We start from the raw sequence: 25,483 nt of genomic DNA on the forward strand, positions 1-25,483 counted from the left end.
GTTTCCCCCTTTTTGCCCGTCGGCATTCTAAAAAAGCGAACGCTATCGCGTTTTTGATACTTTTCCCGATCGCTTCGTGGCCGGCGTCTACACTCAACGCAATGTTTTTGCTTGAGGAATCCCCCCATGATGACGTTACGCCAAATCCGCCACTTCATCGCCGTGGCGGAAACCGGGTCGATCTCCGCCGGCGCCCAGGCGGTGTTTGTCTCCCAGTCTTCGCTGACGCTCGCTATCCAGCAGTTGGAAACCGAGATCGGCGTGCGGCTATTCGATCGCCACGCCAAGGGCATGACGCTGACCCATCAGGGGCACCAGTTTTTGCGCCAGTCGTATCTGATCCTGGCGACGGTGGACAACGCCAAGCGCAGCCTGCAGATCGGCACCGAAAGCCTGACCGGCAAGCTGACCATCGGCGTCACCAGCCTGGTGGCCGGCTACTTCCTGGTGGAACTGCTCACGCGCTTTAAATCGGCCTATCCCAACGTCACCGTGCAGGTGGTAGAAGATGAACGCCCGTACATCGAGCATCTGCTGGTCAGCGGCGAGATCGACATCGGCGTACTGATCTTGTCGAACATCGAGGACCGCGACGCGCTGCAGACCGAGGTGCTGATGCACTCGCCGTACCGCCTGTGGCTGCCGCCGCTGCACCCGCTGCTGGAGCACGAGAGCATCAGCCTGGCGGACGTGGCCAAACAGCCGCTGATCCAGCTCAACGCCGATGAAATGGACGTGCACGCGCGGCGCATCTGGGCGCGCGCCGGGCTGAAGCCGGAGATCGCCATGAAGACCGCCTCGACCGAGGCGGTGCGCAGTCTGGTGGCGGCGGGGATGGGGGTCTCCATCCAGCCGGACATGGCGTACCGCGCTTGGTCGCTGGAGGGCAACATGATCGAGGCGCGCAAGCTGGACGATCTGCTGGAGCCGCTGGATATCGGGTTGGCATGGCGGCGCGGCAGCGCGCGGCCGGAGCTGGTGACGCCGTTCCTCACCATCGCGCGCGAGAACGGCAGCAAACACGCCGCCGGGCTTAAGCATTCGATTTAATCGAACGCGTCGTTCAGTATTTAGAATTTGTTGCCCGCCAGAGGCTCGCTTAGGCTGATTAAAACTAACTTATTCACATTTGGTTAACGTTTTTGTCACTTAGGGGCGTCAGGCGATGGCGGATGTGCAGGTTCTCTCAGGTTTGTCCTGTCAGCAGTTCATTAACGGTCAGCTTATCGACGGCGAAGGCCAGCAGGAATGCATCGTCAATCCGGCCAACGGCGAGACGCTGATCGCCCTGACCGAAGCCTCTTCGGCGCAGGTCGGCAGTGCGGTGAAAGCCGCGCAGCAGGCGTTCAGCCACTGGTCGCGCACCACGCCGGCCCAGCGCGCCACGCTGTTGCTGCGCATCGCCGACGCCATCGAGCGGCAGGCGCCGCAGCTGGCGCAGCTGGAAGCCCTCAACTGCGGCAAACCGCTGCATCAGGCGCTCAATGACGATCTGCCGGCGGCGGTCGACGTGTTTCGCTTCTTCGCCGGCGCGGTGCGCACGCAGCAAGGGCAGCTGGCCGGCGAGTATGTGCCCGGCCACACCTCGATGATCCGCCGCGATCCCATTGGCGTGGTGGCCTCGATCGCCCCCTGGAACTATCCGCTGATGATGGCGGCGTGGAAAATCGCGCCGGCGCTGGCGGCGGGCAATACCGTGGTGTTTAAACCGTCCGAACATACGCCGCTGACCATTCTGGCGCTGGTGCCGGCGCTGCAGGAGATCCTGCCGCCGGGCGTGCTGAATATCGTCTACGGCGGCGGTGAAGGGGTCGGCAGCCAGCTGGTGGGGCACCCGCAGGTGCGGCTGGTGTCGGTCACCGGCGATATCGTTACCGGGCAAAAAATTCTTCAGGCGGCGGCCAAAAGCGTCAAGCGCACCCACCTGGAACTGGGGGGCAAGGCGCCGGTGATCGTCTGCGACGACGCCGATCTCGACGAGGTGGTCAACGGCATTCGCACCTACGGCTATTACAACGCCGGCCAGGACTGCACCGCCGCCTGCCGCATCTATGCGCAGGCGGGCATCTATCCCAAACTGGTGGACGCGCTGGGCGAGGCGGTCGCCAGCCTGCGCTTCGCCCGCAAGCGCGATCAGGACAACGAGATCGGCCCGTTGATAAGTAGCCGCCAGCGCGATCGCGTCGCCAGCTTCGTCGAGCGCGCGCTCAGCCAACCGCATATCGAATTGATCACCGGCGCCGCGGCCCACTCCGGGCCGGGGTTCTACTACCAGCCGACCCTGCTGGCGGGCTGCCTGCAAAGCGACGAAATCGTGCAGCGCGAGGTGTTTGGCCCGGTGGTCAGCGTCACGCGCTTCGAGCATCTGGAGCAGGCGGTCGAGTGGGCCAACGACTCGGAATACGGGCTGGCTTCGTCGGTGTGGACGCAAAATATCGATCGGGCGCTGCACATTGCCGCCCATCTGCAGTACGGCAGCACCTGGATCAACACCCATTTCACCTTGGCGAGCGAGATGCCGCACGGCGGCCTGAAACGCTCCGGCTACGGCAAGGATCTGTCCAGCGATTCGCTGCAGGATTACAGCGTTGTCAGGCACGTAATGGCGAAGTTCAAAGCCAGCTTCTAGCGGTTCTATAAAGCAAAATCGGGCGGCAGCCGTTCCCTGCCGCACACAGATACGCAACACAGGGGTAATTACGATGAGAAAAACTACCGCAGTCACCACCACCGTCTCCGCGCTCTGTCTCACCGTGCTGTGCGGCCTGGCCCAGGCGGCCGATCTGCCGCAGTCACTGGGCAAAGGCGAAGGCCGGCTGGATATCATCGCCTGGCCCGGCTACATCGAACGCGGCCAGTCCGACAAAAACTACGACTGGGTCACCCAGTTTGAGAAGCAAACCGGCTGCGCGGTGAACGTGAAGACCGCCGCTACCTCCGATGAAATGGTCAGCCTGATGGCCAAAGGCGGCTACGATCTGGTGACCGCCTCCGGCGACGCCTCGCTGCGCCTGATCTTCGGCAAGCGGGTGCAGCCGATCAACACCGCGCTGATCCCGAACTGGAAGAACATCGATCCGCGCCTGCTGAACGGCGCCTGGTACACCGTGGACGGCAAAACCTACGGCACGCCGTACCAGTGGGGGCCAAACCTGCTGATGTACAACACCAAAACCTTCCCGACGCCGCCGGACAGCTGGGCGGTGATCTTCCAGCAGCAGAACCTGCCGGACGGCAAGAGCAACCAGGGGCGGGTGCAGGCTTACGACGGCCCGATCTACATCGCCGACGCGGCGCTGTTCCTGAAGGCCACCCAGCCGCAGCTCGGCATCAGCGATCCTTACCAGCTCAACGAAGAGCAGTATCAGGCGGCGCTGAAGCTGCTGCGCAGCCAGCACGCGCTGATCCACCGCTACTGGCACGATACCTCGGTGCAGATGAGCGACTTTAAAAACGAAGGCGTGGTGGCTTCCAGCGCCTGGCCGTATCAGGCCAACGCCCTGAAGGGCGAGGGGCAGCCGATCGCCACCGTGTTCCCGAAAGAGGGCGTGACCGGCTGGGCGGATACCACCATGTTGCACAGCGACGCCAAACACCCGAGCTGCGCCTACCAGTGGATGAACTGGTCGCTGGAGCCGAAGGTGCAGGGCGACGTGGCGGCCTGGTTCGGGTCGGTGCCGGCTTCGCCGGCGGGCTGCAAGGCCAGCGCGCTGCTGGGTGAGAAGGGCTGCGAAACCAACGGCTTCAACCAGTTCGACAAAATCGCCTTCTGGAAAACGCCGCAGGCGCAGGGCGGCAAGTTCGTGCCGTACAGCCGTTGGACCCAGGACTACATCGCCATCATGGGCGGCCGCTAAGCCGCGGGGCGCAGCGCGCTGCGCCCGAATCACATCCGTATGGAGCACAGAAAATGACCATTGCCGTGCAATTCATCGATGTTTCGCGGACTTTCGGCGATGTTCGCGCCGTGGATCGGGTATCCATCGATATTCAGGACGGGGAATTCTTCTCCATGCTCGGGCCGTCCGGCTCGGGCAAAACTACCTGCCTGCGCCTGATCGCCGGCTTTGAACAGCTCACTTCCGGCTCGATTCGCATCCACGGCCAGGAAGCCGCCAACCTGCCGCCGTACCAGCGCGACGTGAACACCGTGTTTCAGGATTACGCGCTGTTCCCGCACATGTCGGTGCTGGAAAACGTCGCCTACGGCCTGATGGTGAAGGGCGTCGCCAAACGCGAGCGGCTGGCGCGGGCGCAAGAGGCGCTGGAGAGCGTGGCGCTCGGTTTCGTCGCCGAACGCAAGCCGGCGCACCTGTCGGGCGGCCAGCGTCAGCGCGTGGCGTTGGCGCGCGCGCTGGTCAATCGGCCGCGGGTGCTGCTGCTGGACGAGCCGCTCGGCGCGCTGGATCTCAAGCTGCGCGAGCAGATGCAGGGCGAGCTGAAGAAGCTGCAGCGCCAGCTGGGCATCACCTTTATCTTCGTCACCCACGATCAAAGCGAAGCGCTGTCGATGTCCGATCGGGTGGCGGTGTTCAATAACGGCCGCATCGAACAGGTGGATACGCCGCGCGAGCTTTACATGCGGCCGAAGACGCCGTTCGTCGCCGAGTTCGTCGGCACCTCCAACGTGGTACGTAGCGAGCTGGCGCAGCGCCTGCTCGGCGAAAGTCGAACCTTCTCGATCCGGCCGGAACATATCCGCCTGCTGGAGCAAGGCGGCGCGGCGCAGGACGAGATTCAGGTGCAGGGCACGCTGCAGGAAATCCATTACCAGGGCGCGGCCACACGCTATGAAATCGCGCTGAACGGCGGCGAAAAGCTGCTGGTCAGCCAGGCCAATCCGCAGTGGATCGCCGAAGGGCAACAGCGGCAGATCGGCCAGCCGATCGTCGCCTGCTGGCCGCGCGCGGCGATGGTGCCGCTGCTGGAGGAGAGGTGAGATGGACATGAGCATCGATTCCCCCTCGGCGCGCGGCGGTACCGTGCGCGCGCTGTCGACCTGGCTTTATCGCCGGCCGACGCTGTATCTGCTTTTGCTGCTGGTGCCGCCGCTGCTGTGGTTCGGCGCGGTGTACCTCGGTTCGCTGCTGACGCTGCTGTGGCAGGGGTTTTACACCTTCGACGATTTCACCATGGCGGTGACGCCGGACCTGACCTTCGCCAACCTGGCGGCGTTGTTCAACCCGGCCAACTACGACATCATCCTGCGCACGCTGACCATGGCGGTGCTGGTGTCGCTGGCCAGCGCGGTGCTGGCGTTCCCCATCGCCTATTATATGGCGCGCTACACCAGCGGCCGCGTCAAGGCGTTCTTTTATATCGCCGTGATGATGCCGATGTGGGCCAGCTATATCGTTAAAGCCTATGCCTGGACCCTGCTGCTGGCGAAAGACGGCGTGGCGCAGTGGTTCCTGCAGCACCTGGGGCTGGAGCCGCTGTTGGCTTCGCTGCTGACGGTGCCCGGCGTCGGCGGCAACACGCTGTCGACCTCGGGGCTGGGGCGTTTTCTGGTGTTCGTCTATATTTGGCTGCCGTTCATGATCCTGCCGATCCAGGCGGCGCTGGAGCGCCTGCCGCCCTCGCTGCTGCATGCCTCAGCGGATCTGGGCGCGCGACCGGCGCAGACTTTCCGCCACGTTATTTTGCCGCTGGCGGTGCCGGGTATCGCCGCCGGATCGATCTTCACCTTCTCGCTGACGCTGGGTGACTTTATCGTGCCGCAGCTGGTGGGGCCGCCGGGCTATTTCATCGGCAGCATGGTGTACGCCCAGCAGGGCGCGATCGGCAATATGCCGATGGCCGCGGCCTTTACGCTGGTGCCGATCGTCCTGATCGCCATCTACCTTTCCATCGTCAAACGTCTGGGGGCTTTCGATGCACTCTGAACGCGCGCCCTTAGGGCTGAAGCTGGCCGCCTGGGGCGGACTTGTCTTCCTGCATTTCCCGTTGGCGATCATCGCCATCTATGCCTTCAACACCGAGGATGCGGCCTTCAGCTTCCCGCCGAAGGGCTTTACGCTGCACTGGTTTAACGTCGCCGCCGGACGGCAGGACATCCTAGATGCGGTGCTGCTGTCGGCGCAGATCGCCTGCCTGGCGACCGCCATCGCGCTGGTGCTCGGCACCCTGGCGGCGGCGGCGCTGTATCGGCGCGATTTCTTCGGCAAAGACAGCATTTCGCTGCTGTTGCTGCTGCCGATCGCGCTGCCGGGGATCGTCACCGGCCTGGCGCTGCTGGCGGCGTTCAAGGCGCTGAACATCGAGCCGGGCATCCTGACCATCGTCGTCGGCCATGCGACGTTCTGCGTGGTGATCGTGTTCAACAACGTCATCGCCCGATTCCGCCGCACCTCGTACAGCCTGATCGAAGCGTCGATGGATCTCGGCGCCGACGGCTGGCAAACCTTCCGCTATGTGATCCTGCCGAATCTCGGCTCGGCGCTGCTGGCCGGCGGCATGCTGGCGTTTGCGCTGTCGTTCGATGAAATCATCGTGACCACCTTTACCGCCGGCCACGAGCGCACGCTGCCGCTGTGGTTGCTGAACCAGCTCGGTCGCCCGCGCGACGTGCCGATCACCAACGTGGTGGCGCTGTCGGTGATGCTGTTGACCATGCTGCCGATCCTCGGCGCTTACTACCTGACCAAAGGTGGGGAAAGCGTCGCCGGCAGCGGCAAATAATTTCCTTACCCGACCTCTGACAAAAGGATAACCCTATGCAAAGCCAACTGTTGATTGACGGCCAACTGGTGAATGGCCTGGGCGCAACCCAGCCGGTGTATAACCCGGCGACCGGCGAAGTGATCGCGCAGGTGGCGGAGGCCAGCCCGGAGCAGGTCGATCGCGCGGTGCTGGCGGCGGACGCCGCGTTCGCCGCCTGGGGGCAAACCACGCCGAAGGAGCGCGCCGAGCATCTGCTCAAGCTGGCGGATCTGATCGACGAGCATGCCGAGACCTTCGCCAGGCTGGAGTCGCTCAACTGCGGCAAGCCTTATCACTGCGTGTTGAACGACGAGCTGCCGGCGGTGGCCGACGTATTTCGCTTCTTCGCCGGCGCCAGCCGCTGCCTGACCGGCATGGCGGCCGGCGAGTATCTGGCCGGGCACACCTCGATGATCCGCCGCGATCCGCTCGGCGTGGTGGCCTCGATCGCGCCGTGGAACTACCCGCTGATGATGGCGGCCTGGAAGCTGGCGCCGGCGCTGGCGGCGGGCAACTGCGTGGTGATCAAGCCGTCGGAGCAGACGCCGCTGACCACCTTCAAACTGGCCGAACTGGCCGCCGGGCTGTTCCCGCCGGGCGTGCTCAACGTGCTGTTCGGGCGCGGCGCCGGCGTGGGCGATCGGCTGACCGGGCATGACAAGGTGCGCATGGTGTCGCTGACCGGGTCTATCGCCACCGGCGAGCACATCATCGCCCACACCGCCGCCGGCATTAAGCGCACCCATATGGAGCTGGGCGGCAAGGCGCCGGTGCTGGTGTTTGACGACGCCGATCTGCAGCAGGTGGTGGACGGCATTCGCGGCTTCGGTTTCTACAACGCCGGGCAGGATTGCACCGCCGCCTGCCGCATCTACGCGCAGAAAAACATTTATCCCGAGCTGGTGAAGCGGCTGGGCGAGGCGGTGGCCAGCCTGAAGATCGGCGCGCCGGACGACGAGAGCACCGAGCTGGGGCCGTTGATTACCGCCCAGCATCTGGAGCGGGTGGCCGGTTTTGTCGAGCGCGCCAAAGCGTTGCCGCACGTACAGGTGGTGACCGGCGGCGAGAAGGTGAAAGGGCCGGGCTACTACTTCCAGCCGACGCTGTTGGCCGGCGCGCGCCAGGACGATGAGATCGTGCAGCGCGAAGTGTTTGGCCCGGTGGTGACGGTGACGCCGTTCGACGACGAAGAGCAGGTGCTGGCCTGGGCGAACGAATCCAACTACGGCCTGGCGTCGTCCGTGTGGACCCGCGACGTGGGCCGCGCGCATCGCTTAAGCGCCCGGCTGCAATATGGCTGCACTTGGGTGAACACCCACTTCATGCTGGTGAGCGAAATGCCGCACGGCGGCCAGAAACTTTCCGGTTACGGCAAGGATATGTCGATGTACGGGCTGGAGGATTACACGGCCATTCGTCATGTAATGTTCAAACATTGATTTTACAGTAATTATCCGCACAATAGCGCGGCCTTCGAGCCGGCTCCGGCCGGCTGATGATAATAAAAATTGAAAGGAAGCCTATATGGGTATCACCAGACGCGATTTTCTCAACGGGGTGGCGATCACCATCGCCGCCGGGTTGACGCCGCTGCAAATCTTGCGCGCGTCGCCGCAAACCGCCAATCAAACCCTGTACTACCCGCCGGCGCTGACCGGGCTGCGGGGTAACCATCCGGGCTCGTTCGAGCATGCGCATCAACTGGGGCGCGACGGCAAAACCTTTGATTTCGGCAGCGTACCCGCCGTTGAAGAGTTCGATCTGGTGGTGGTCGGTGCCGGCATCAGCGGGTTGGCGGCCGCCTGTTTCTGGCAGCAGCTGAAAGGCGAGCAGCAGCGCATTCTTTTGATCGACAACCATGACGACTTCGGCGGCCACGCCAAGCGCAACGAATTCAACACCGACGACGGCATGCTGCTCGGCTACGGCGGCAGTGAATCGCTGCAGTCGCCGCGCTCCAACTTCAGCCCGGTGGCGATGGGGCTGCTGCGCAAGCTCGGCGTCGATATCGACCAACTGGAGCAGGCGTTTGACACCACCTTCTACCCGGATCTGAACCTGAGCCGTGGGGTTTACTTCGATCGCAAGAACTTCGGCGTCGACAAGGTGGTGAGCGGCGATCCGGGCCGCACGGTGGCGGACGACATTCCGCGCGATCGCCTCAACGGCCGCTCTTATGAAGCGTTCATCGGCGATTTCCCACTGCCGGAAAGCGATCGCCAGGCGCTGATCGCGCTGCATACGGTGGAGAAAGATTATCTGCCGGAGATGACGCTGGAGCAGAAGGTCGAGTGGCTCGATACCCACAGCTACACCCAGTTCCTGCGTGAAAAAGTGGGCCTGAGCGAGCTGGCGATCCGGTATTTCCAGCAGACCACCAACGACTTCCAGGCGGTGGGCATCGACGGCACCTCGTGCAGCGATGCACGCATCTGCGATCTGCCGGGCCTCGGCGGCATGAATCTGCCGCCGCTGGACGAAGAGTCGCAGGCGGATCTCGACGATCCTTACGTGTTCCACTTCCCGGACGGCAACGCCACGCTGGCGCGCCTGATGGTGCGCAAGCTGATCCCGGCGGTGGCGCCGGCCGGCAAAGACATGAACGACGTGGTGCTGGCCAAATTCGACTACAGCCAGCTCGATCGGCCGGAGTCGCCGGTGAAGCTGCGTTTAAACAGCACCGGGCTGCACGCGGCCAACGTCGGCGACAAGGTGGAAGTCACCTATATGACCGGCGAGAAGATGACCAAGGTGCGCGCCGGACAGGTGGTGATGGCCGGCTACAACATGATGATCCCGTATCTGGTGCCGGAGATGTCGCACGAGCAGCAGGAGGCGCTGAAGCAGAACGTCAAGGCGCCGCTGGTGTACAGCAAGGTGGTGATCCGCAACTGGCAGCCGTTCATTAAGCTGGGCGTGCACGAAATTTATTCGCCGGCCGCGCCGTACAGCCGCGTGAAGCTGGACTATCCGGTGAGCATGGGCGGATACCAGCACCCGCGCGATCCGGATCGGCCAATCGGCCTGCATATGGTCTATGTGCCGACGCTGCCGGGCAGCGGCCTCAGCCCGCGCGAGCAGTCGCGCAAAGGGCGCGCGCTGCTGCTGGGCACGCCGTTCGAGGTGCACGAGCAGATGATCCGCGAACAGCTACAGGGCATGCTGGGCGAGGCCGGTTTCGACCATCAGCGCGACATTCAGGCGATCACCGTCAACCGCTGGTCGCACGGTTACTCCTACTTCCTCAACGGGCTGTTTGACGACGAAGACGAAGCCAAGAAAATCATCGAAACGGCGCGGCAGCCGATCGGCAAGATCGTTATCGCCAACTCCGATTCCGACTGGAGCCCGTACGCCAACTCGGCGATCGATCAGGCGTGGCGCGCGGTGAACGAACTGGCCTACGGCAAGGTTGCCGCCAAGGAGGGAGCATGAGTCTGCGTTCGCTGTACCTGTTGAGCCTGCTGGCGGCCGGCGGCTCGGCCCAGGCGATGTCGGCCGGGGAATACGTCGCCAAAGCCGGCGACTGCACCGCCTGCCACACCGCGCCGGGCGGCGCTGAACTGGCGGGCGGCATGAAGTTCCCGACGCCGCTTGGGGCTATCTACGCCACCAACATCACGCCGGACAAGCTGCACGGCATCGGCGCCTATTCGTTCGAGGAGTTCGATCGCGCCATGCGCCAGGGGGTAGCCAAAGACGGCCACCGGCTCTACCCGGCGATGCCGTACACCTCCTACGCCAAAATGAGCGCGGAAGACATGCGCGCGCTGTATGACTATCTGATGAAAGAGGTGCCGGCGCAGAACGTCGCCAACCGCGACAGCGATATCAGCTGGCCGCTGTCGATGCGCTGGCCGCTGGCGGTGTGGAACTCGCTGTTCCACGACGACCAGCCGTATCAGGCAGATCCGCAGCAAAGCGCCGAGTGGAACCGCGGCGCCTATCTGGTGCAGGGCGCGGGCCATTGCGGCAGTTGCCACACGCCGCGCGGCTGGGCGATGCAGGAGAAGGGCCTGGACGGTAAGGAGCCGGTATTCCTGAGCGGCGCCGAGCTGGACGGCTGGTACGCCTCCAATCTGCGCGGCCTGCCGCCGGAAGAGGTGACGGCGCTGCTGAAAACCGGCCGCAGCCGCCATGCGGCAGTCGCCGGGCCGATGAGCGAGGTGGTGACCCACAGCACGCAGTATCTCAGCGACGGCGATCTGAACGCCATCGCGGTGTACCTGCGCAGCCTGGCACCGGAAACCGCCGCCAAAGCCGCTGCGCCAGCCACGCAGGCGGATAACCCGGGCGGAAAGGCGACCTATGCGATGTACTGCTCGACCTGCCACGGCAATAAGGGGGAGGGCACTGACTTCGCCATTCCGGCGCTGGCAGGCAATGCCACGGTAACGGCGGACAATCCGCTGACCGCGCTGCGGGTGGTGCTGGAGGGGGCGCATACGCCGATCACGCAGCAGGCGATGGCGTTCGACATGCCGGCTTACGGCTGGGCGTTGAACGATCGGCAGGCGGCGGATCTGATGAGCTATCTGCGGGGAAGCTGGGGCAACCAGGCGGCGCCGGTGACGGTGCAGCAGGTCCAGGACGCGCGCCAACTGCAGGCGAAATGAAGAGGGAGCGCGGTCTGACGGCCGCGCTCCGCAAGCATTACAGCACCTTATGCGGGCCGAAGCATTCGTAGTGGATGCGTTCGGCCTCTACCCCCATCTCCAGCAGCTGTTTGCCCACGAACTGCATGAAGGCCACCGGGCCGCAGAAGTAATAGTGCATCTGCGGATCGGCCAGGCTGCCTTGCAGCGCGCTCAAATCCATCAATCCGCGGCTGTGGTAGTCGCGGCCTTCCACGTCATCGGCACCCGGCTCGCGGTACCACACATGGCGGCTCAGATTTGGCATACGGCCGGCAATATCCGCTACCTCATCGGCAAAGGCGTGTACGCTGCCGTTTTCCGCCGCGTGCAGCCAGTGGACCTGCGCCTGATGTTGGCTGTCGTGCAGGGTGTTGAGCATGCCGAGCATCGGGGTTTGGCCGACGCCGGCGGAGATCAGCGCCACCGGCGTGGTCGGCGCCACGTCGAGGAAGAAGTCGCCGTGCGGCGGGGCGATGTCGATCACGTCGCCTTCCTGCGCCTGCTGGTGCAGGTAGTTGGACACTTTCCCCTGATCTTCGCGCTTCACCGCGATGCGGTAGAACTCGCCGTTTGGCGAGGTGGTCAGCGAGTACTGGCGAATTTCCTGATGCTCCAGGCTGTCGTGCTTGATGTAGACCGCCAGGTATTGCCCCGGTTTGAAGTCCGCCACCCGGCCGCCGTCCACCGGCGCCAGCACGAAGCTGCAGATCACGTCGCTCTGCGGCTGTTTCTTCAGGATGCGGAATGCGCGCAGATCGCGCCAGCCGCCGTTGTCGGTTTCGCTCTGCTGATAAATCTGCTCTTCACGCTGGATAAATACGTTGGCCAGCACACCGTAGGCCTTGCCCCAGGCGTCCAGGACTTCCTGGCCCGGGCTGAACATTTCGTCCAGCGTCGCCAGCAGGTGACCGCCGACGATTTGGTACTGCTCCGGCTGGATATTGAAGCTGGTGTGCTTCTGCGCGATGCGCTCCACCGCCGGCAGCAGCGCCGCCAGGTTCTCGATGTTGGCGGCGTAGGCGCAGATGGCGTCGAACAGCGCTTGACGCTGATCGCCGTTGCGCTGGTTGCTCATGTTGAAAATATCTTTCAATTCCGGGTTATGCGCGAACATGCGATCGTAAAAGTGGGCGGTCAGCTTCGGCCCGGTCGCAGCCAGCAGGGGAATGGTGGATTTTACGGTGGCGATGGTTTGGCTATCCAGCATGGAAGCGCTCCTTAGGTTAGGATCTTGACGATAATTGTAATGATGTATTTTAAATACATCTTATTGGGTTCCGCGTCGCTTGTAAATACCCTTGTTTTCGTTGCGGTGTTCTTCGGGCGTCGATCGCGCTCACAGAACATGAAAAAAGCGCATTGTTCGCATGAGGAAATGTCCGTTGATAAACGGCGGCATTTAGCGGATCAAAGCCTTGCGCCACCTCATGCCAATCGTTTGCGTAAAAACCTCTGTCAAGACCTATCTTCGGTGGGGCGAAACGGTTTACACTGTGGCCCAGAACCCAAACGGGTAGTTATTTGGTGATTTTTTAGTTAGCTGATTTAAGTCAGGAGATGCCGGATGTTAAAGCGTGAAATGAACATTGCCGATTACGATGCGGAACTGTGGCGTGCCATGGAGCAGGAAGTGGTGCGTCAGGAAGAGCACATCGAGCTGATCGCGTCTGAGAACTACACCAGCCCGCGCGTGATGCAGGCTCAGGGTTCCCAGCTGACCAACAAATACGCTGAAGGCTATCCGGGCAAGCGTTACTACGGCGGCTGCGAATACGTGGATATCGTTGAGCAGCTGGCTATCGATCGTGCCAAAGAATTGTTCGGCGCCGATTACGCCAACGTGCAGCCGCACTCCGGCTCCCAGGCTAACTTCGCCGTGTACACCGCGCTGCTGCAGCCGGGCGACACCATTCTGGGCATGAACCTGGCGCACGGCGGCCACCTGACCCACGGTTCCCCGGTTAACCTGTCCGGCAAACTGTATAACGTGGTGCCTTACGGCATCGACGACAAAGGCCAAATCGACTATGACGATCTGGCCAAACAGGCGCAAACCCACAAGCCGAAAATGATCATCGGCGGCTTCTCCGCTTACTCCGGCGTGGTTGACTGGGCCAAAATGCGCGAAATCGCCGACAGCATCGGCGCGTACCTGTTCGTCGACATGGCGCACGTGGCCGGCCTGATCGCCGCCGGCGTGTACCCGAACCCGGTACCGCACGCGCACATCGTCACTACCACCACCCACAAAACCCTGGCGGGTCCGCGCGGCGGCCTGATCCTGGCGAAGGGCGGCGACGAAGAGCTGTACAAGAAGCTGAACTCCGCCGTGTTCCCTGGCGGCCAGGGCGGCCCGCTGATGCACGTGATCGCCGGCAAGGCGGTGGCGCTGAAAGAAGCGATGGAGCCTGAGTTCAAGGTTTACCAGCAGCAAGTGGCGGTCAACGCCAAGGCGATGGTGGACGTGTTCCTGCAGCGCGGCTACAAAGTGGTCTCCGGCGGCACCCATAACCACCTGTTCCTGCTGGATCTGGTCGATAAAAACCTGACCGGTAAAGAAGCGGACGCCGCCCTGGGCCGCGCCAACATCACCGTCAACAAAAACAGCGTGCCGAACGATCCGAAGAGCCCGTTCGTCACCTCCGGCGTGCGTATCGGCACCCCGGCCGTGACCCGTCGCGGCTTCAAAGAGGCTGACGTGCGCGAACTGGCCGGTTGGATCTGCGATGTGTTGGACAACATCAACGATGAAGCCACCATCGAACGCACCAAGAAGAAAGTACTGGATATCTGCGCCCGCCTGCCGGTTTACGCATAATCCCGCTTTTGCCTGATAAAACCCGCTGCGGCGGGTTTTTTTGTGGCCGCTCTCGGTAAACTGTGAGCTGTCTTGCACTCTAACGCATTGAAGTGGAATGAAGATTGCGGGGCGGTGTGAGCTCTGTCAAAGTATTGCCCTCACTCCGGAGGGATCATGGTTCTGCAATCCACGCGTTGGCTCGCGCTCAGCTATTTCACCTACTTCTTTTCCTATGGCATCTTCTTACCGTTCTGGGGCGTGTGGCTGAAAGGCGAAGGCATCGCGCCGGAAACCATCGGCATATTGCTCGGCGCCGGTTTGGTGGCCCGCTTCCTCGGCAGTTTACTGATTGCACCCCGCGTTAAAGATCCCTCTCATTTAGTCTCCGCCCTGCGCCTGCTGGCGCTGCTGACACTGGCTTTCGCGGTTGGCTTCTGTTTCGGCAACGGCTGGGGCTGGCTGATGCTGGTGATAGCGGGGTTCAACCTGTTCTTCTCGCCGCTGGTGCCGCTGACCGACGCGCTGGCCGCCACCTGGCAAAAGCAGATCCGTATGGACTACGGCCGGGTAAGGCTGTGGGGCTCGCTGGCGTTCGTCATCGGCTCGGCGCTGACCGGGCAGCTGGTGGCGGTGTGGGGCCATAACGCCATTCTCTACAGCCTGATCTTCAGCGTGCTGGCGATGCTGCTGGGCATGTTGCTGAAGCCGAGCGTCATGCCGCAGGGCGAAGCGCGTACGCACAGCGATACCGAACGTTCGCTGTGGGCACTGCTGAAAGAGGGGCCGGTCTGGCGCTTCCTGTTGTGCGTCACGCTGCTGCAGGGGGCGCACGCCGGCTACTACAGCTTCGGCTCCATTTACTGGCAGGAGGCGGGCTATTCGGCCTCGACCATCGGCTATCTGTGGTCGCTGGGCGTGGTGGCGGAGGTGATTATTTTCGCCAGCAGCAACGTGCTGTTCCGCCGCTGGAATGCGCGCAACCTGCTGTTGCTCTCCGCCTGCTGCGGCGTGTTGCGCTGGAGCCTGATGGCCTATAGCACCGAGCTGGGCTGGCTGCTGCTGATCCAGATCCTGCACTGCGGCACTTTCACCGTCTGCCATCTGGCGGCGATGCGCTTTATCGCCGCGCGCCAGGGGCAAGAGGTGATCCGGCTGCAGGCGGTGTATTCGGCGCTGGCGATGGGCGGCGGTATCGCCGTCATGACGGTCATTGCCGGGTTCCTGTTCGAACATTGGCAGGGTGGGGTATTCTGGGTGATGGCGGCGGTCGCGGTGCCGGCCTTGTTCATCCGGCCGCCGGCGGTCAGCGTCAGCCGCTGATTAAGGCGCTTCCAGCAGCGCGCGGATGGCCTGGCGCTGCCGGGTTTCCAGCGGCAATTCGGTATAGATCAACGGCGGGTGCGGATCGCTGTGCACCGCCGCATAAGGGGTGATCACCAGCATGACGCCCTGCGGCGCTTCGCCGCGCAGATAGTCGCTCAACGGCAGATACTTGATGTTCAGCGGCAGCAGCGTGAGCTCGCGGATCTGGTATTCCACTTCCTCTTCCAACTGCGGGTTATCCAGCGTCAGCAGCAGCACCTGTTTTTCCTGCAGCGCGTTGTCCTGCATCAGCCAGGCGCCGAAGCTGATGGCCACCAGGCCCGCCTCCTCGTTGGAAAAATGCACGCCGTATTCCTGTTCCAGCGGTATCAGCGCTTCCTGCGTGGTGCGCATTAGCCGCGGGTATTTGCGCACCACTTCTTCCAGCAGCATATTGTCGATGCCGATGGCGAAACGGCAGCGCTCCAGCGCCGGCGCCAGGTGGGCGAACAGCTGGCTGACCAGCTCCGTCTTGCTGCTGAAGGCCATGCCGGAAAGCTGCTGGAAACGCTCGACCATGCTGTCGATCGCCGCCATCAATCTCTGCTCTTGCGCCGAGTCATTGCTGTGGTAGCTGTGATTTTTCAACATGGTGAAGGTCAGCGCCAAAAAATCGCGCTCGTCTGCCTGCGGCTGCTGGTTAAACAGTCGGTTGCAGGCCTGATGCAGCCAAGCGGCGGCCTGCTGCTCCGGCTTTTGCCGCAGCCAGTCGCGTTGAACGGCGTCGAAATGCGGATGGCGCTGCAGGCGATTTTGCCAGGCGCAGTAGAGCAGGTAATGCTCCAGGAATTGGCGGTCGCGCGCGTCAAAGTGGCGGCTGAGCAGTGGCTCGCAGGCGTCGATCGCTTGAGCCAGCGCAGACGCTGGGGCGGCATCTGCCGCCAGCGCTTGCCGCAGGCGCGGGGCGAAATCGTCTTCGACAAACTGCGGGCTGCAGCGCAGGGCCCGCCGCAGCCAATGGATCAGACACAGGCGCTGGTTGAGCGCGCTGCCCCGCAGGTGGTAGCCATGGTCGGGATCGACGGCGATCTCCAGGTGATGGAAACGCTGGATTTCACTGGCCACCTCGGCTATATCTTGCCGGGTTATCGGGGGGGCGACGCCGTTGATTCGGCTTAGGGTCTCCAGCTGTAACTCGGGCTCCGGCGTGTACAGCATCAGCAGCAGATGGCAGCGCCGTTGTTGTCCGGAGAGCGCGGGCACGGGAGTGGTGTCCAGGCTCATTATCACCTTCCGGCATAAAAGGTTGCGATTATGCCTAAGCATAGCAAAAGGCTTTGTGACGGCAGGGTTACCGCGCAGCTTTTACTTCGGCTTACAACTTTCGTCACAAATATCGCCGGGAGAGGCGGGCCGTTCGGCAGTTATTTGTGTTACGTTATAACAAATACAGGTAAGGCAGGATAATGATGAAGTTACGTCGTCTTTTGGCTGCTTTCGGCGCCGTGTTCAGCGCCGGTGCGATCGCGCATCCGCACAGCTTTATCGACATGAACACCACCTTCGTCGCCAAAGACCAGCGGCTGGTCGGCCTGAAAATGGTGTGGGTGATGGATGAAATCACCTCGGCGGATCTGCTTTACGATGCGAAAAACGCCAAGAGCGATTCGGAAGTGTGGAAAAAGCTGGCGGCGGAAGTGATGGCCAACGTGCTGGGGCAGCACTATTTCACCGATCTTTACCGCGACGGCAAACCGGTGAAATACCTGAACTTGCCCAGCGAATATCACCTGTCGCGCCAGGGCAATCAGGCGGTGCTGGAGTTCGTGCTGCCGTTGGCCGAACCGCAGCCGCTGGCGGGCAAGCCGTTCGAACTTTCTACTTACGATCCGACTTATTTCGTGGATATGACCTATAAAGACCAAAATGCACTGCATCTGCCGCCGGAGATGGCGCCGCTGTGCAGCTACAAGCTGATGACGCCGCAGCCGAATGCGTCGCTGCAGGCCTATGCGCTGTCGCTCGACAAGAACGACTCGCCCGGCGAAGACCTGGCGCTGGGGCAACAGTTCGCCCAGCGGGTGACGCTGCAATGTCGTTAAATCTCTCGCAACCGACGACGAGCCGGCGTCACTGGGCCTTCGGCCTGTGGCCGCTGCTGCCGTTCACACTGGTGCTGGCTGCCGCCGCGCTGCTGGCGTGGCACTATTGGCCGCAGCTGCTGATGCAGAGCGTGGTGTGGCAAAAAGCGCTGCACCAGCAGATGTCGGGGCTGTTGCAGCAGGTGAAGGCCGCGCCGCAGCAGGCCGGGCTGGCGCTGATGCTGTTCAGCCTCGGCTATGGCGTCTTGCATGCGCTCGGCCCCGGCCACGGCAAAGTGGTGATCGCCACCTACCTGGCCACCCATCCGGCGCGGCTGAAAAGCAGCCTGAAGCTGACCTTCGCGGCTTCGCTGGTGCAGGGCGGGGTGGCGATCGCGCTGGTCACGCTGATGCTGGTGGTGTTACAGCTCTCTTCGCGCCAGCTGCACCAAAGCAGTTTCTGGCTGGAGAAGGGCAGCTTTATTCTGGTGATGCTGCTTGGCGTGCTGCTGAGTTGGCGCGCGCTGAAACGCCTGTTTGCGGCGATCAAGGCGATGCGCCCGGCGCCGGCGCTGCGCATCAACAGCCTGACGCCATTGGCGGCGGATCATGTGCACAGCGCCAATTGCGGCTGCGGCCACCGGCATCTGCCGAGCGACAGCGAGCTGCAGGCGGGAAGCGACTGGCGCACTCAGGCCGCCATCGTGCTGGCGATGGGCATGCGTCCCTGTTCGGGGGCGATTTTAGTGCTGCTGTTCTCCAAGGTGATCGGCGTGTTCGGCTGGGGAGTGATCTCCGCGCTGGCGATGGCGTTCGGCACCTCGTTGACCATCTCCATGCTGGCGCTGCTGGTGCATTACAGCCGCCGGCTGGCGGTGCGCCTCAGCCGTTCGCGCGCGCCCGCCGCCTGGAGCGCGGTGGCCTGGGGCTCGCTGGCGCTGGCCGGCGGTCTGATCCTGTTGGCCGCCGGGCTGTTGCTGTACGTCAGCGCGCAGCCGGAATTCGGCGGCGGCATCCGCCCCTTCTCCCGCTAACGGGCATAAAAAAAGCGCTGCATCGGCAGCGCTTTTTTTCGATTCGCTTCTGGCGATTAACGCTTCAGCGCTTCGCTCAGTTCTTCACGCATGGTGGCCAGCATGGCTTTCACCACGCGTGGGTTACCTGCGACCAGGTTACCTGAGCTGAAGTGGTTGTGGCCGCCGACGAAGTCGGTCACCAGGCCGCCGGCTTCACGCACCAGCAGCTCGCCCGCGGCGAAGTCCCACGGCTTCAGGCCGATCTCGAAGAAACCGTCTACGCGGCCGGCGGCCACATAGGCCAGATCCAGCGCGGCGGAACCGGTGCGACGGAAGTCTGCGCACTGGGTGAACAGCTTGCCGACGATGTTGATGTAAGGCGTTGCGTGCTGTTTGACTTTGAACGGGAAGCCGGTCGCCAGGATGGTGCCATCCAGATCTTTGGCGTTGGTACCGCGCAGGCGGTAGCCGTTGAGCTGTGCGCCCTGACCGCGAGTGGCGGTGAACAGTTCGTTGCGCATCGGATCGTAAACCACGGCCACTTCAGTACGGCCTTTGATGCGTACGGCGATGGAAACGGAGAAATGAGGGAAACGTTTGATGAAGTTTGCAGTGCCATCCAGTGGATCGATCACCCATTGCACATCGCGATCTTCGCCGATCAGCTCACCGCGTTCTTCGCTCACGATACTGTGTTGCGGATAAGACTTGCGGATGACGTCGATGATCAGATGCTCTGCATCGCGATCGACGTTGGTGACGAAGTCATTGGTCCCTTTCTGGCTCGCTTCTACAGCGTCCGGGGTTTCGTAGTTTTTGGCAATCAGGTTACCGGCCTTGCGCGCAGCGCGCACGGCGATAGTCAGCATCGGATGCATGGGTATCTTCCAACTAGGATGTTAAAGAACAGGAAACGGCGCGAAGTATAGCAGCTGTTCGGCAAATTGCCTACGGCTGTGTTAAGATGCTGCGATTTTCCGCCACGCTCAGAGTTTGTATGCTGCACAATATCCGCATTGTTCTGGTAGAGACTTCACATACCGGCAACATGGGCTCGACCGCCAGAGCCATGAAAACCATGGGGTTAACCAACCTTTATCTGGTTAATCCGCTGATCAAACCCGATTCTCAGGCCATCGCCCTGGCCGCCGGCGCCAGCGACGTGATCGGCAACGCCACCATCGTCGATACCCTCGATGACGCCATCGCCGGTTGTAGCTTGGTGGTGGGCACTAGCGCACGTTCTCGCACCTTGCCGTGGCCGATGCTGGAGCCGCGTGAATGCGGCGTGCGCGCGGTACACGAAGGCGAGCACGCGCCGGTGGCGCTGGTGTTCGGCCGCGAACGCGTCGGGCTGACCAACGATGAATTGCAGAAGTGCCACTACCATGTCGCCATTCCGGCCAACCCGGACTACAGCTCGCTGAACCTGGCGATGGCGGTGCAGATCCTGGCGTATGAAGTGCGCGTGGCTTACCTCGATCGCCAACAGGCGGGCGCGCCGCAGCTGGAAGAGACGCCGTATCCGCTGGTGGATGACCTCGAGCGTTTTTATCAGCATCTGGAGCAGACGCTGCAGCGCACCGGCTTTATTCGCCCGTCCCATCCGGGCCAGGTGATGAGCCGCCTGCGCCGGCTGTTCACCCGCGCGCGCCCGGAAGGGCAGGAGCTGAATATCCTGCGCGGCATGCTGACGTCGATCGAGAAACAGGATAAACATCAAGGTAATTAATTGATGTGGCATAACGGTTGGCGACAATAGTATTAGTTATCCAAAGGTTATAACATGTATTTTATATACCTTTGTTCTTGCTAAGTTCAAAACGTGCTAATACTTGAGTTAATTACTAGGTTAAATAGTTGACTGTTTTACTCAGGAATGTCAGACTTTCGGCCATATTTGACCAACAGGTAACCATTGAGCTATGAGACTGACATCCAAAGGCCGTTATGCCGTAACCGCTATGCTTGACGTAGCGCTGCATTCCCAGGAAGGGCCGGTGCCACTGGCGGACATTTCCGAACGCCAGGGTATTTCGCTCTCTTATCTGGAACAATTATTCTCCCGTCTGCGCAAGAATGGCCTGGTGGCCAGCGTGCGCGGTCCGGGCGGTGGTTATCTGCTGGGTAAAGACGCGGGTGAGATCGCCGTTGGCGCTGTCATCACTGCCGTCGATGAATCGGTAGATGCAACCCGTTGCCAGGGCAAAGAAGGCTGTCAGGGCGGCGATCGCTGCTTGACCCACGCCCTGTGGCGCGATCTGAGCGAGCGCATCAGCGGGTTCCTGAACAACATTACGCTGGCAGAACTGGTCAATAACCAGGAAGTGCTGGTGGTGGCGGATCGTCAAAACAACGATACGCGCCGCACGGCCAACGGTCGTCCGCAAGAAACTATCAACGTTAATCTGCGCGCATAAGCAGCTGGCGAAATTATTTTAGTTTTTGGAAGTGATGTACGGAGCACAAGAGCAATGAAATTACCGATTTATCTGGATTACTCAGCAACGACGCCGGTTGACCCGCGCGTTGCTGAGAAGATGATGCAGTTTTTGACCCTGGACGGCACTTTCGGCAACCCGGCTTCCCGTTCCCACCGTTTCGGTTGGCAGGCGGAAGAGGCGGTAGACATCGCCCGTAACCAAATCGCCGAACTGGTGGGCGCCGACCCACGCGAAATCGTCTTCACCTCCGGGGCGACCGAATCCGACAACCTGGCGATTAAAGGCGCTGCCAATTTCTACCAGAAAAAAGGCAAGCACATCATCACCAGCAAAACCGAACACAAAGCCGTGCTGGACACCTGCCGTCAACTGGAGCGCGAAGGGTTTGAAGTCACCTACCTGGCGCCACAGAGCAACGGCATCATCAGCCTGCAGGATCTCGAAGCGGCGCTGCGCGATGACACCATCCTGGTCTCCATCATGCACGTCAACAACGAAATCGGCGTGGTGCAGGACATCGAAGCGATCGGTGAAATGTGCCGTGCGCGCGGTATCATCTACCACGTTGACGCCACCCAGAGCGTGGGCAAACTGCCTATCGATCTGAGCAAGCTGAAAGTCGACCTGATGTCGTTCTCCGGCCACAAAATCTATGGTCCGAAAGGCATCGGCGCTCTGTACGTGCGTCGTAAGCCGCGCATCCGCATCGAAGCGCAGGTACACGGCGGCGGTCACGAGCGCGGCATGCGTTCCGGTACCCTGCCTGTCCACCAGATCGTCGGCATGGGCGAAGCTTATCGCATCGCCAAAGAAGAGATGACCGAAGAGATGTCGCGTCTGCGCACCCTGCGCGATCGTCTGTGGAACGGCGTGAAAGATATGGAAGAAGTGTATCTGAACGGCGATCTGGAGCACGGCGCACCGAACATCCTGAACGTCAGCTTCAACTACGTTGAAGGCGAGTCGCTGATCATGGCGCTGAAAGACCTGGCCGTTTCTTCCGGTTCAGCCTGTACCTCCGCCAGCCTCGAGCCGTCCTACGTGCTGCGCGCGCTGGGCATGAGTGATGAATTGGCGCACAGCTCGATCCGTTTCTCCCTGGGGCGTTTCACCACGGAAGAAGAGATCGACTACACCATTCAACTGGTGCGTAAATCCATCGGCCGTCTGCGCGATCTGTCCCCACTGTGGGAGATGTTCAAGCAGGGCGTGGACATCAACAGCATCGAATGGGCGCATCATTAATTCTCAGGTTTCAGGAGCAAGGTCATGGCTTACAGCGAAAAAGTAATCGATCATTATGAAAACCCGCGTAACGTGGGTTCTTTCGACAACGAAGATCCTACCGTCGGCAGCGGCATGGTAGGGGCACCGGCTTGTGGCGACGTGATGAAGCTGCAAATCAAGGTTAACGATGAAGGCATCATCGAAGACGCGCGCTTTAAAACTTACGGCTGCGGTTCCGCCATCGCCTCCAGCTCGCTGGTGACCGAATGGATGAAAGGCAAGTCGCTCGATCAGGCTGAAGCGATCAAAAACACCCAGATCGCCGAAGAGCTGGAATTGCCGCCGGTCAAAATTCACTGCTCGATCCTGGCTGAAGACGCCATCAAAGCAGCGATTGCCGACTATAAGAGCAAGCATAGCGCCAAGTAATTTGTCTGAATCGGCCCGGCCGCGCCGGGCTTTGATGTGAAGTGTGAGGTTGTGATGTCTATTACCATGAGCGACAGCGCTGCGCAGCGTGTTCAGGCGTTTTTGACGAACCGCGGCAAGGGTCTCGGCCTGCGTCTGGGAGTGCGAACTTCCGGCTGCTCCGGGATGGCCTATGTGCTGGAATTTGTTGACGAAGCCAACGATGACGACATCGTGTTTGAAGACAAAGGCATCAAGGTGATCATCGACGGCAAGAGCCTGGTCTACCTTGACGGCACCGAGCTTGATTTCGTTAAGGAAGGCCTGAACGAAGGCTTCAAGTTCAACAACCCGAACGTCTCAAGCGAGTGCGGCTGCGGCGAGAGTTTCAACGTCTGACAGTCCATCGTGCTCCCCCGTTTCGGCGGGGGAACTTCATCCGCTAACGCCCAGAGCACGCTATGGATTACTTTACTTTATTCGGGCTGCCCGTTCGCTACACCGTGGACGGCAGCCTGCTTGCGTCCCGCTTCCAGGATCTGCAGCGCCAATTCCACCCCGATCGTTTCGCCAACCAGCCGGAGCGCGAACGCCTGATGGCGTTGCAGCAGGCGGCGACCATCAACGAAGCCTACCAGTCGCTGAAGCACCCGTTAAAACGCGCGGAGTATATGCTATCTTTGCACGGCTTCGATCTGGGCAACGAACAGCATACGATGCGCGACACCGCCTTTCTGATGGAACAGCTGGAGCTGCGTGAAGAGCTCGACGCCATTGAGCGCAAGCCGGAGGCGGAAAGCCTGCTGGCCGATTTCGGCGCGCGGCTGGCCACCTCCATCAAGCAGCGCAGCGCGCTGATGCTGCAGCAGTTGGACAGTGAACAGTGGGCGGATGCCGCCGACACCGTGCGCAAGCTGCGCTTTTTGGACAAACTCCAGCAACAGGTTGAACAACTCGAAGAAAAACTGCTGGGTTTTGAGTAACACCTTCTGATTCTGATTGTGGAAGCTTCAACATGGCCTTATTACAAATTAGTGAGCCTGGCCTCAGCGCCGCGCCGCACCAGCGACGCCTGGCCGCCGGCATCGACTTAGGCACCACCAACTCGCTGGTCGCCACGGTGCGCAGCGGGCAAGCGGAAACGCTGGCCGACGATCAGGGACGCCATTTGCTGCCTTCGGTGGTGCATTATCAGGCGGACGCGCAGCGCGTCGGCTGGGATGCGCGCCAACAGGCGGCGCAGGATCCGGCCAATACCGTCAGCTCCATCAAACGCATGATGGGTCGTTCGTTGGCGGACGTGCAGCAACGTTACCCGAACCTGCCGTATCAATTTCAGGCCAGCGACAACGGCCTGCCGCTGATCGTCACCGCCGCCGGCCCGGTTAACCCGGTTGGCGTCTCCGCCGATATCCTGCGGGCTCTGTCCGCGCGCGCGCAAGCGGCGCTGGAAGGCGAGCTGGATGGCGTGGTGATTACCGTTCCCGCTTACTTCGACGACGCGCAGCGCCAGGGCACCAAAGACGCGGCGCGTCTGGCCGGCCTGCACGTCCTGCGCCTGCTGAATGAACCGACCGCGGCGGCGATCGCCTACGGGCTGGATTCCGGCCAGGAAGGGGTGATCGCGGTTTACGATCTGGGCGGTGGCACCTTTGATATCTCCATTCTGCGCCTCAGCCGCGGCGTGTTCGAAGTGCTGGCCACCGGCGGCGATTCCGCGCTGGGCGGCGACGATTTCGATCACCTGCTGGCCGACTGGCTGCGCGAGCAGGCCGGCGTGGCCGATCGCAGCGATCACGGTGTGCAGCGCCAACTGCTGGACGCCGCCATCGCCGCCAAAATCGCGTTGAGCGATGCCGACAGCGTGTGCGTTGAGGTAGCCGGCTGGCAGGGCGAGGTGACCCGCGCCCAGTTCGAAGCGCTGATCGCTCCGCTGGTGAAACGTACGCTGATGGCCTGCCGCCGTGCGCTGAAAGATGCCGGCGTCGCCGCCGACGAGGTGCTGGAAGCGGTGATGGTCGGCGGTTCCACCCGCGTGCCGCTGGTGCGTGAGCAGGTGGGGGCCTTCTTCGGCCGCACGCCGCTGACGTCGATCGATCCGGATAAAGTGGTCGCCATCGGCGCCGCGATCCAGGCCGACATCCTGGTGGGCAACAAGCCGGACAGCGACATGCTGCTGCTGGACGTGATCCCGCTGTCGCTGGGCCTGGAAACCATGGGCGGTCTGGTGGAGAAAGTGATCCCGCGCAACACCACCATTCCGGTGGCGCGCGCGCAGGAGTTCACCACCTTTAAAGATGGCCAGAGCGCGATGATGATCCACGTGCTGCAGGGCGAGCGCGAGCTGGTGCAGGATTGCCGTTCGCTGGCGCGCTTCACGCTGCGCGGCCTGCCGCCATTGCCTGCCGGGGGCGCGCACATTCGCGTCACCTTCCAGGTGGATGCCGATGGTCTGCTGAGCGTCACCGCGATGGAGAAATCCACCGGCGTTGAAGCCTCGATCCAGGTCAAGCCGTCATACGGCCTGTCGGACAGCGAAATCGCCGGCATGATCAAGGATTCGATGGCCAACGCGCAAAGCGACGTGGGCGCGCGCAAGCTGGCGGAGCAACGCGTGGAAGCCGCGCGGGTGCTGGAAAGCCTGCAGGGTGCGCTGGCCACCGACGCCGCGCTGCTGAGCGAGACGGAAAGCCAGGCGATCGCCGCCGCGACCCAGGCGTTGCAGCAGGCGGCGCAGGGTGAAGATCCCGCCGCTATCGAAGACGCCATCAAAACATTAGATGCACAAACGCAAGATTTTGCCGCGCGCCGCATGGACGCTTCCATTCGCCGCGCGCTGGCTGGCCATTCTGTGGATGAGGTTTAA

Annotated in this window: 23 protein-coding genes; 20 read left to right on the forward strand and 3 right to left on the reverse strand. The window is 62.0% G+C overall.

The annotated features are described in order from the left end of the window. Window positions 1-126: 126 nt before the first annotated feature. From RE418_RS11815 to RE418_RS11855, 9 genes are all read left to right on the forward strand, one after another. On the forward strand, window positions 127-1,050 hold the full coding sequence (locus RE418_RS11815; RefSeq protein ID WP_015378793.1) for a LysR substrate-binding domain-containing protein: 924 nt from the start codon (window positions 127-129) through the stop codon (window positions 1,048-1,050). Window positions 1,051-1,165: 115 nt separating this feature from the next. Next, window positions 1,166-2,629, forward strand: coding sequence for a gamma-aminobutyraldehyde dehydrogenase (locus RE418_RS11820; RefSeq protein ID WP_049209560.1), 1,464 nt, complete (start codon window positions 1,166-1,168; stop codon window positions 2,627-2,629). Window positions 2,630-2,702: 73 nt separating this feature from the next. After that, window positions 2,703-3,857: a putative ABC transporter substrate-binding protein YdcS gene (ydcS, locus tag RE418_RS11825; RefSeq protein WP_025303928.1), complete on the forward strand. Its 1,155-nt coding sequence runs from the start codon at window positions 2,703-2,705 to the stop codon at window positions 3,855-3,857. Window positions 3,858-3,910: 53 nt separating this feature from the next. Then, complete coding sequence (locus RE418_RS11830; RefSeq protein ID WP_015378790.1) at window positions 3,911-4,939, forward strand: ABC transporter ATP-binding protein; 1,029 nt, start codon at window positions 3,911-3,913, stop codon at window positions 4,937-4,939. A 1-nt stretch (window position 4,940) separates the two neighbouring features. Further along, window positions 4,941-5,885, forward strand: a complete 945-nt coding sequence (locus RE418_RS11835; protein ID WP_025303927.1) for an ABC transporter permease — start codon at window positions 4,941-4,943, stop codon at window positions 5,883-5,885. Beyond that, window positions 5,875-6,681, forward strand: coding sequence for an ABC transporter permease (locus RE418_RS11840; RefSeq protein ID WP_004941378.1), 807 nt, complete (start codon window positions 5,875-5,877; stop codon window positions 6,679-6,681). Before RE418_RS11835 ends, RE418_RS11840 begins: the two co-directional genes overlap by 11 nt. A gap of 35 nt (window positions 6,682-6,716) precedes the next feature. Further along, on the forward strand, window positions 6,717-8,141 hold the full coding sequence (gene patD / locus RE418_RS11845) for an aminobutyraldehyde dehydrogenase (protein ID WP_089181223.1): 1,425 nt from the start codon (window positions 6,717-6,719) through the stop codon (window positions 8,139-8,141). A gap of 85 nt (window positions 8,142-8,226) precedes the next feature. Beyond that, entirely contained in the window at window positions 8,227-10,137 is a 1,911-nt protein-coding gene (locus RE418_RS11850; protein WP_043138121.1) for an FAD/NAD(P)-binding protein, read from the forward strand. Further along, a complete protein-coding gene (locus RE418_RS11855) occupies window positions 10,134-11,318 on the forward strand; it encodes a cytochrome c (protein ID WP_089181222.1) in 1,185 nt (394 codons plus the stop codon). Before RE418_RS11850 ends, RE418_RS11855 begins: the two co-directional genes overlap by 4 nt. A 37-nt stretch (window positions 11,319-11,355) precedes the next feature. On the opposite strand, the gene hmpA is transcribed toward RE418_RS11855, so the two are convergent. After that, window positions 11,356-12,546 (reverse strand): NO-inducible flavohemoprotein, encoded by a 1,191-nt coding sequence (gene hmpA / locus RE418_RS11860; protein ID WP_043138113.1) that lies wholly within the window; start codon window positions 12,544-12,546, stop codon window positions 11,356-11,358. A 357-nt stretch (window positions 12,547-12,903) separates the two neighbouring features. On the opposite strand from hmpA, the gene glyA reads away from it, so the two are divergent. Next, window positions 12,904-14,157 (forward strand): serine hydroxymethyltransferase, encoded by a 1,254-nt coding sequence (gene glyA / locus RE418_RS11865; RefSeq protein ID WP_025303922.1) that lies wholly within the window; start codon window positions 12,904-12,906, stop codon window positions 14,155-14,157. A gap of 156 nt (window positions 14,158-14,313) precedes the next feature. Further along, entirely contained in the window at window positions 14,314-15,459 is a 1,146-nt protein-coding gene (locus RE418_RS11870; protein WP_025303921.1) for a 3-phenylpropionate MFS transporter, read from the forward strand. On the opposite strand, the gene csiE is transcribed toward RE418_RS11870, so the two are convergent. After that, window positions 15,460-16,725, reverse strand: coding sequence for a stationary phase inducible protein CsiE (csiE, locus tag RE418_RS11875; RefSeq protein ID WP_089181219.1), 1,266 nt, complete (start codon window positions 16,723-16,725; stop codon window positions 15,460-15,462). It lies immediately after the preceding gene. Between the two features lie 182 nt (window positions 16,726-16,907). Between csiE and RE418_RS11880 the strand changes: the two genes are divergently transcribed. Beyond that, a complete protein-coding gene (locus RE418_RS11880) occupies window positions 16,908-17,543 on the forward strand; it encodes a DUF1007 family protein (RefSeq protein WP_025303919.1) in 636 nt (211 codons plus the stop codon). After that, on the forward strand, window positions 17,534-18,556 hold the full coding sequence (locus RE418_RS11885) for a nickel/cobalt transporter (protein WP_049204903.1): 1,023 nt from the start codon (window positions 17,534-17,536) through the stop codon (window positions 18,554-18,556). Before RE418_RS11880 ends, RE418_RS11885 begins: the two co-directional genes overlap by 10 nt. A 56-nt stretch (window positions 18,557-18,612) precedes the next feature. Here the strand turns inward: RE418_RS11885 and suhB are convergent, their stop codons facing one another. After that, window positions 18,613-19,416: an inositol-1-monophosphatase gene (gene suhB, locus RE418_RS11890; protein ID WP_025303917.1), complete on the reverse strand. Its 804-nt coding sequence runs from the start codon at window positions 19,414-19,416 to the stop codon at window positions 18,613-18,615. Window positions 19,417-19,535: 119 nt separating this feature from the next. On the opposite strand from suhB, the gene trmJ reads away from it, so the two are divergent. The 7 genes from trmJ (at window position 19,536) to hscA (ending at window position 25,483) form a co-directional block, all read left to right on the forward strand. After that, entirely contained in the window at window positions 19,536-20,270 is a 735-nt protein-coding gene (gene trmJ / locus RE418_RS11895; protein ID WP_025303916.1) for a tRNA (cytosine(32)/uridine(32)-2'-O)-methyltransferase TrmJ, read from the forward strand. Window positions 20,271-20,463: 193 nt separating this feature from the next. Continuing rightward, window positions 20,464-20,958: a Fe-S cluster assembly transcriptional regulator IscR gene (gene iscR / locus RE418_RS11900; protein WP_004941404.1), complete on the forward strand. Its 495-nt coding sequence runs from the start codon at window positions 20,464-20,466 to the stop codon at window positions 20,956-20,958. 54 nt (window positions 20,959-21,012) lie between these two features. After that, on the forward strand, window positions 21,013-22,227 hold the full coding sequence (gene iscS / locus RE418_RS11905) for a cysteine desulfurase (protein WP_043138101.1): 1,215 nt from the start codon (window positions 21,013-21,015) through the stop codon (window positions 22,225-22,227). 24 nt (window positions 22,228-22,251) lie between these two features. Continuing rightward, the gene (gene iscU, locus RE418_RS11910) at window positions 22,252-22,638 is read left to right on the forward strand and encodes a Fe-S cluster assembly scaffold IscU (protein WP_004941408.1); all 387 of its coding nucleotides are present in this window, start codon (window positions 22,252-22,254) and stop codon (window positions 22,636-22,638) included. Window positions 22,639-22,692: 54 nt separating this feature from the next. Then, a complete protein-coding gene (gene iscA / locus RE418_RS11915) occupies window positions 22,693-23,016 on the forward strand; it encodes an iron-sulfur cluster assembly protein IscA (RefSeq protein WP_004941410.1) in 324 nt (107 codons plus the stop codon). Between the two features lie 62 nt (window positions 23,017-23,078). Next, window positions 23,079-23,600: a co-chaperone HscB gene (hscB, locus tag RE418_RS11920; protein ID WP_060439408.1), complete on the forward strand. Its 522-nt coding sequence runs from the start codon at window positions 23,079-23,081 to the stop codon at window positions 23,598-23,600. Between the two features lie 32 nt (window positions 23,601-23,632). Next, window positions 23,633-25,483, forward strand: a complete 1,851-nt coding sequence (hscA, locus tag RE418_RS11925) for a Fe-S protein assembly chaperone HscA (RefSeq protein WP_089181218.1) — start codon at window positions 23,633-23,635, stop codon at window positions 25,481-25,483.

Source organism: Serratia sp. szju (assembly GCF_044594185.1).
Lineage (GTDB): Bacteria > Pseudomonadota > Gammaproteobacteria > Enterobacterales > Enterobacteriaceae > Serratia > Serratia bockelmannii.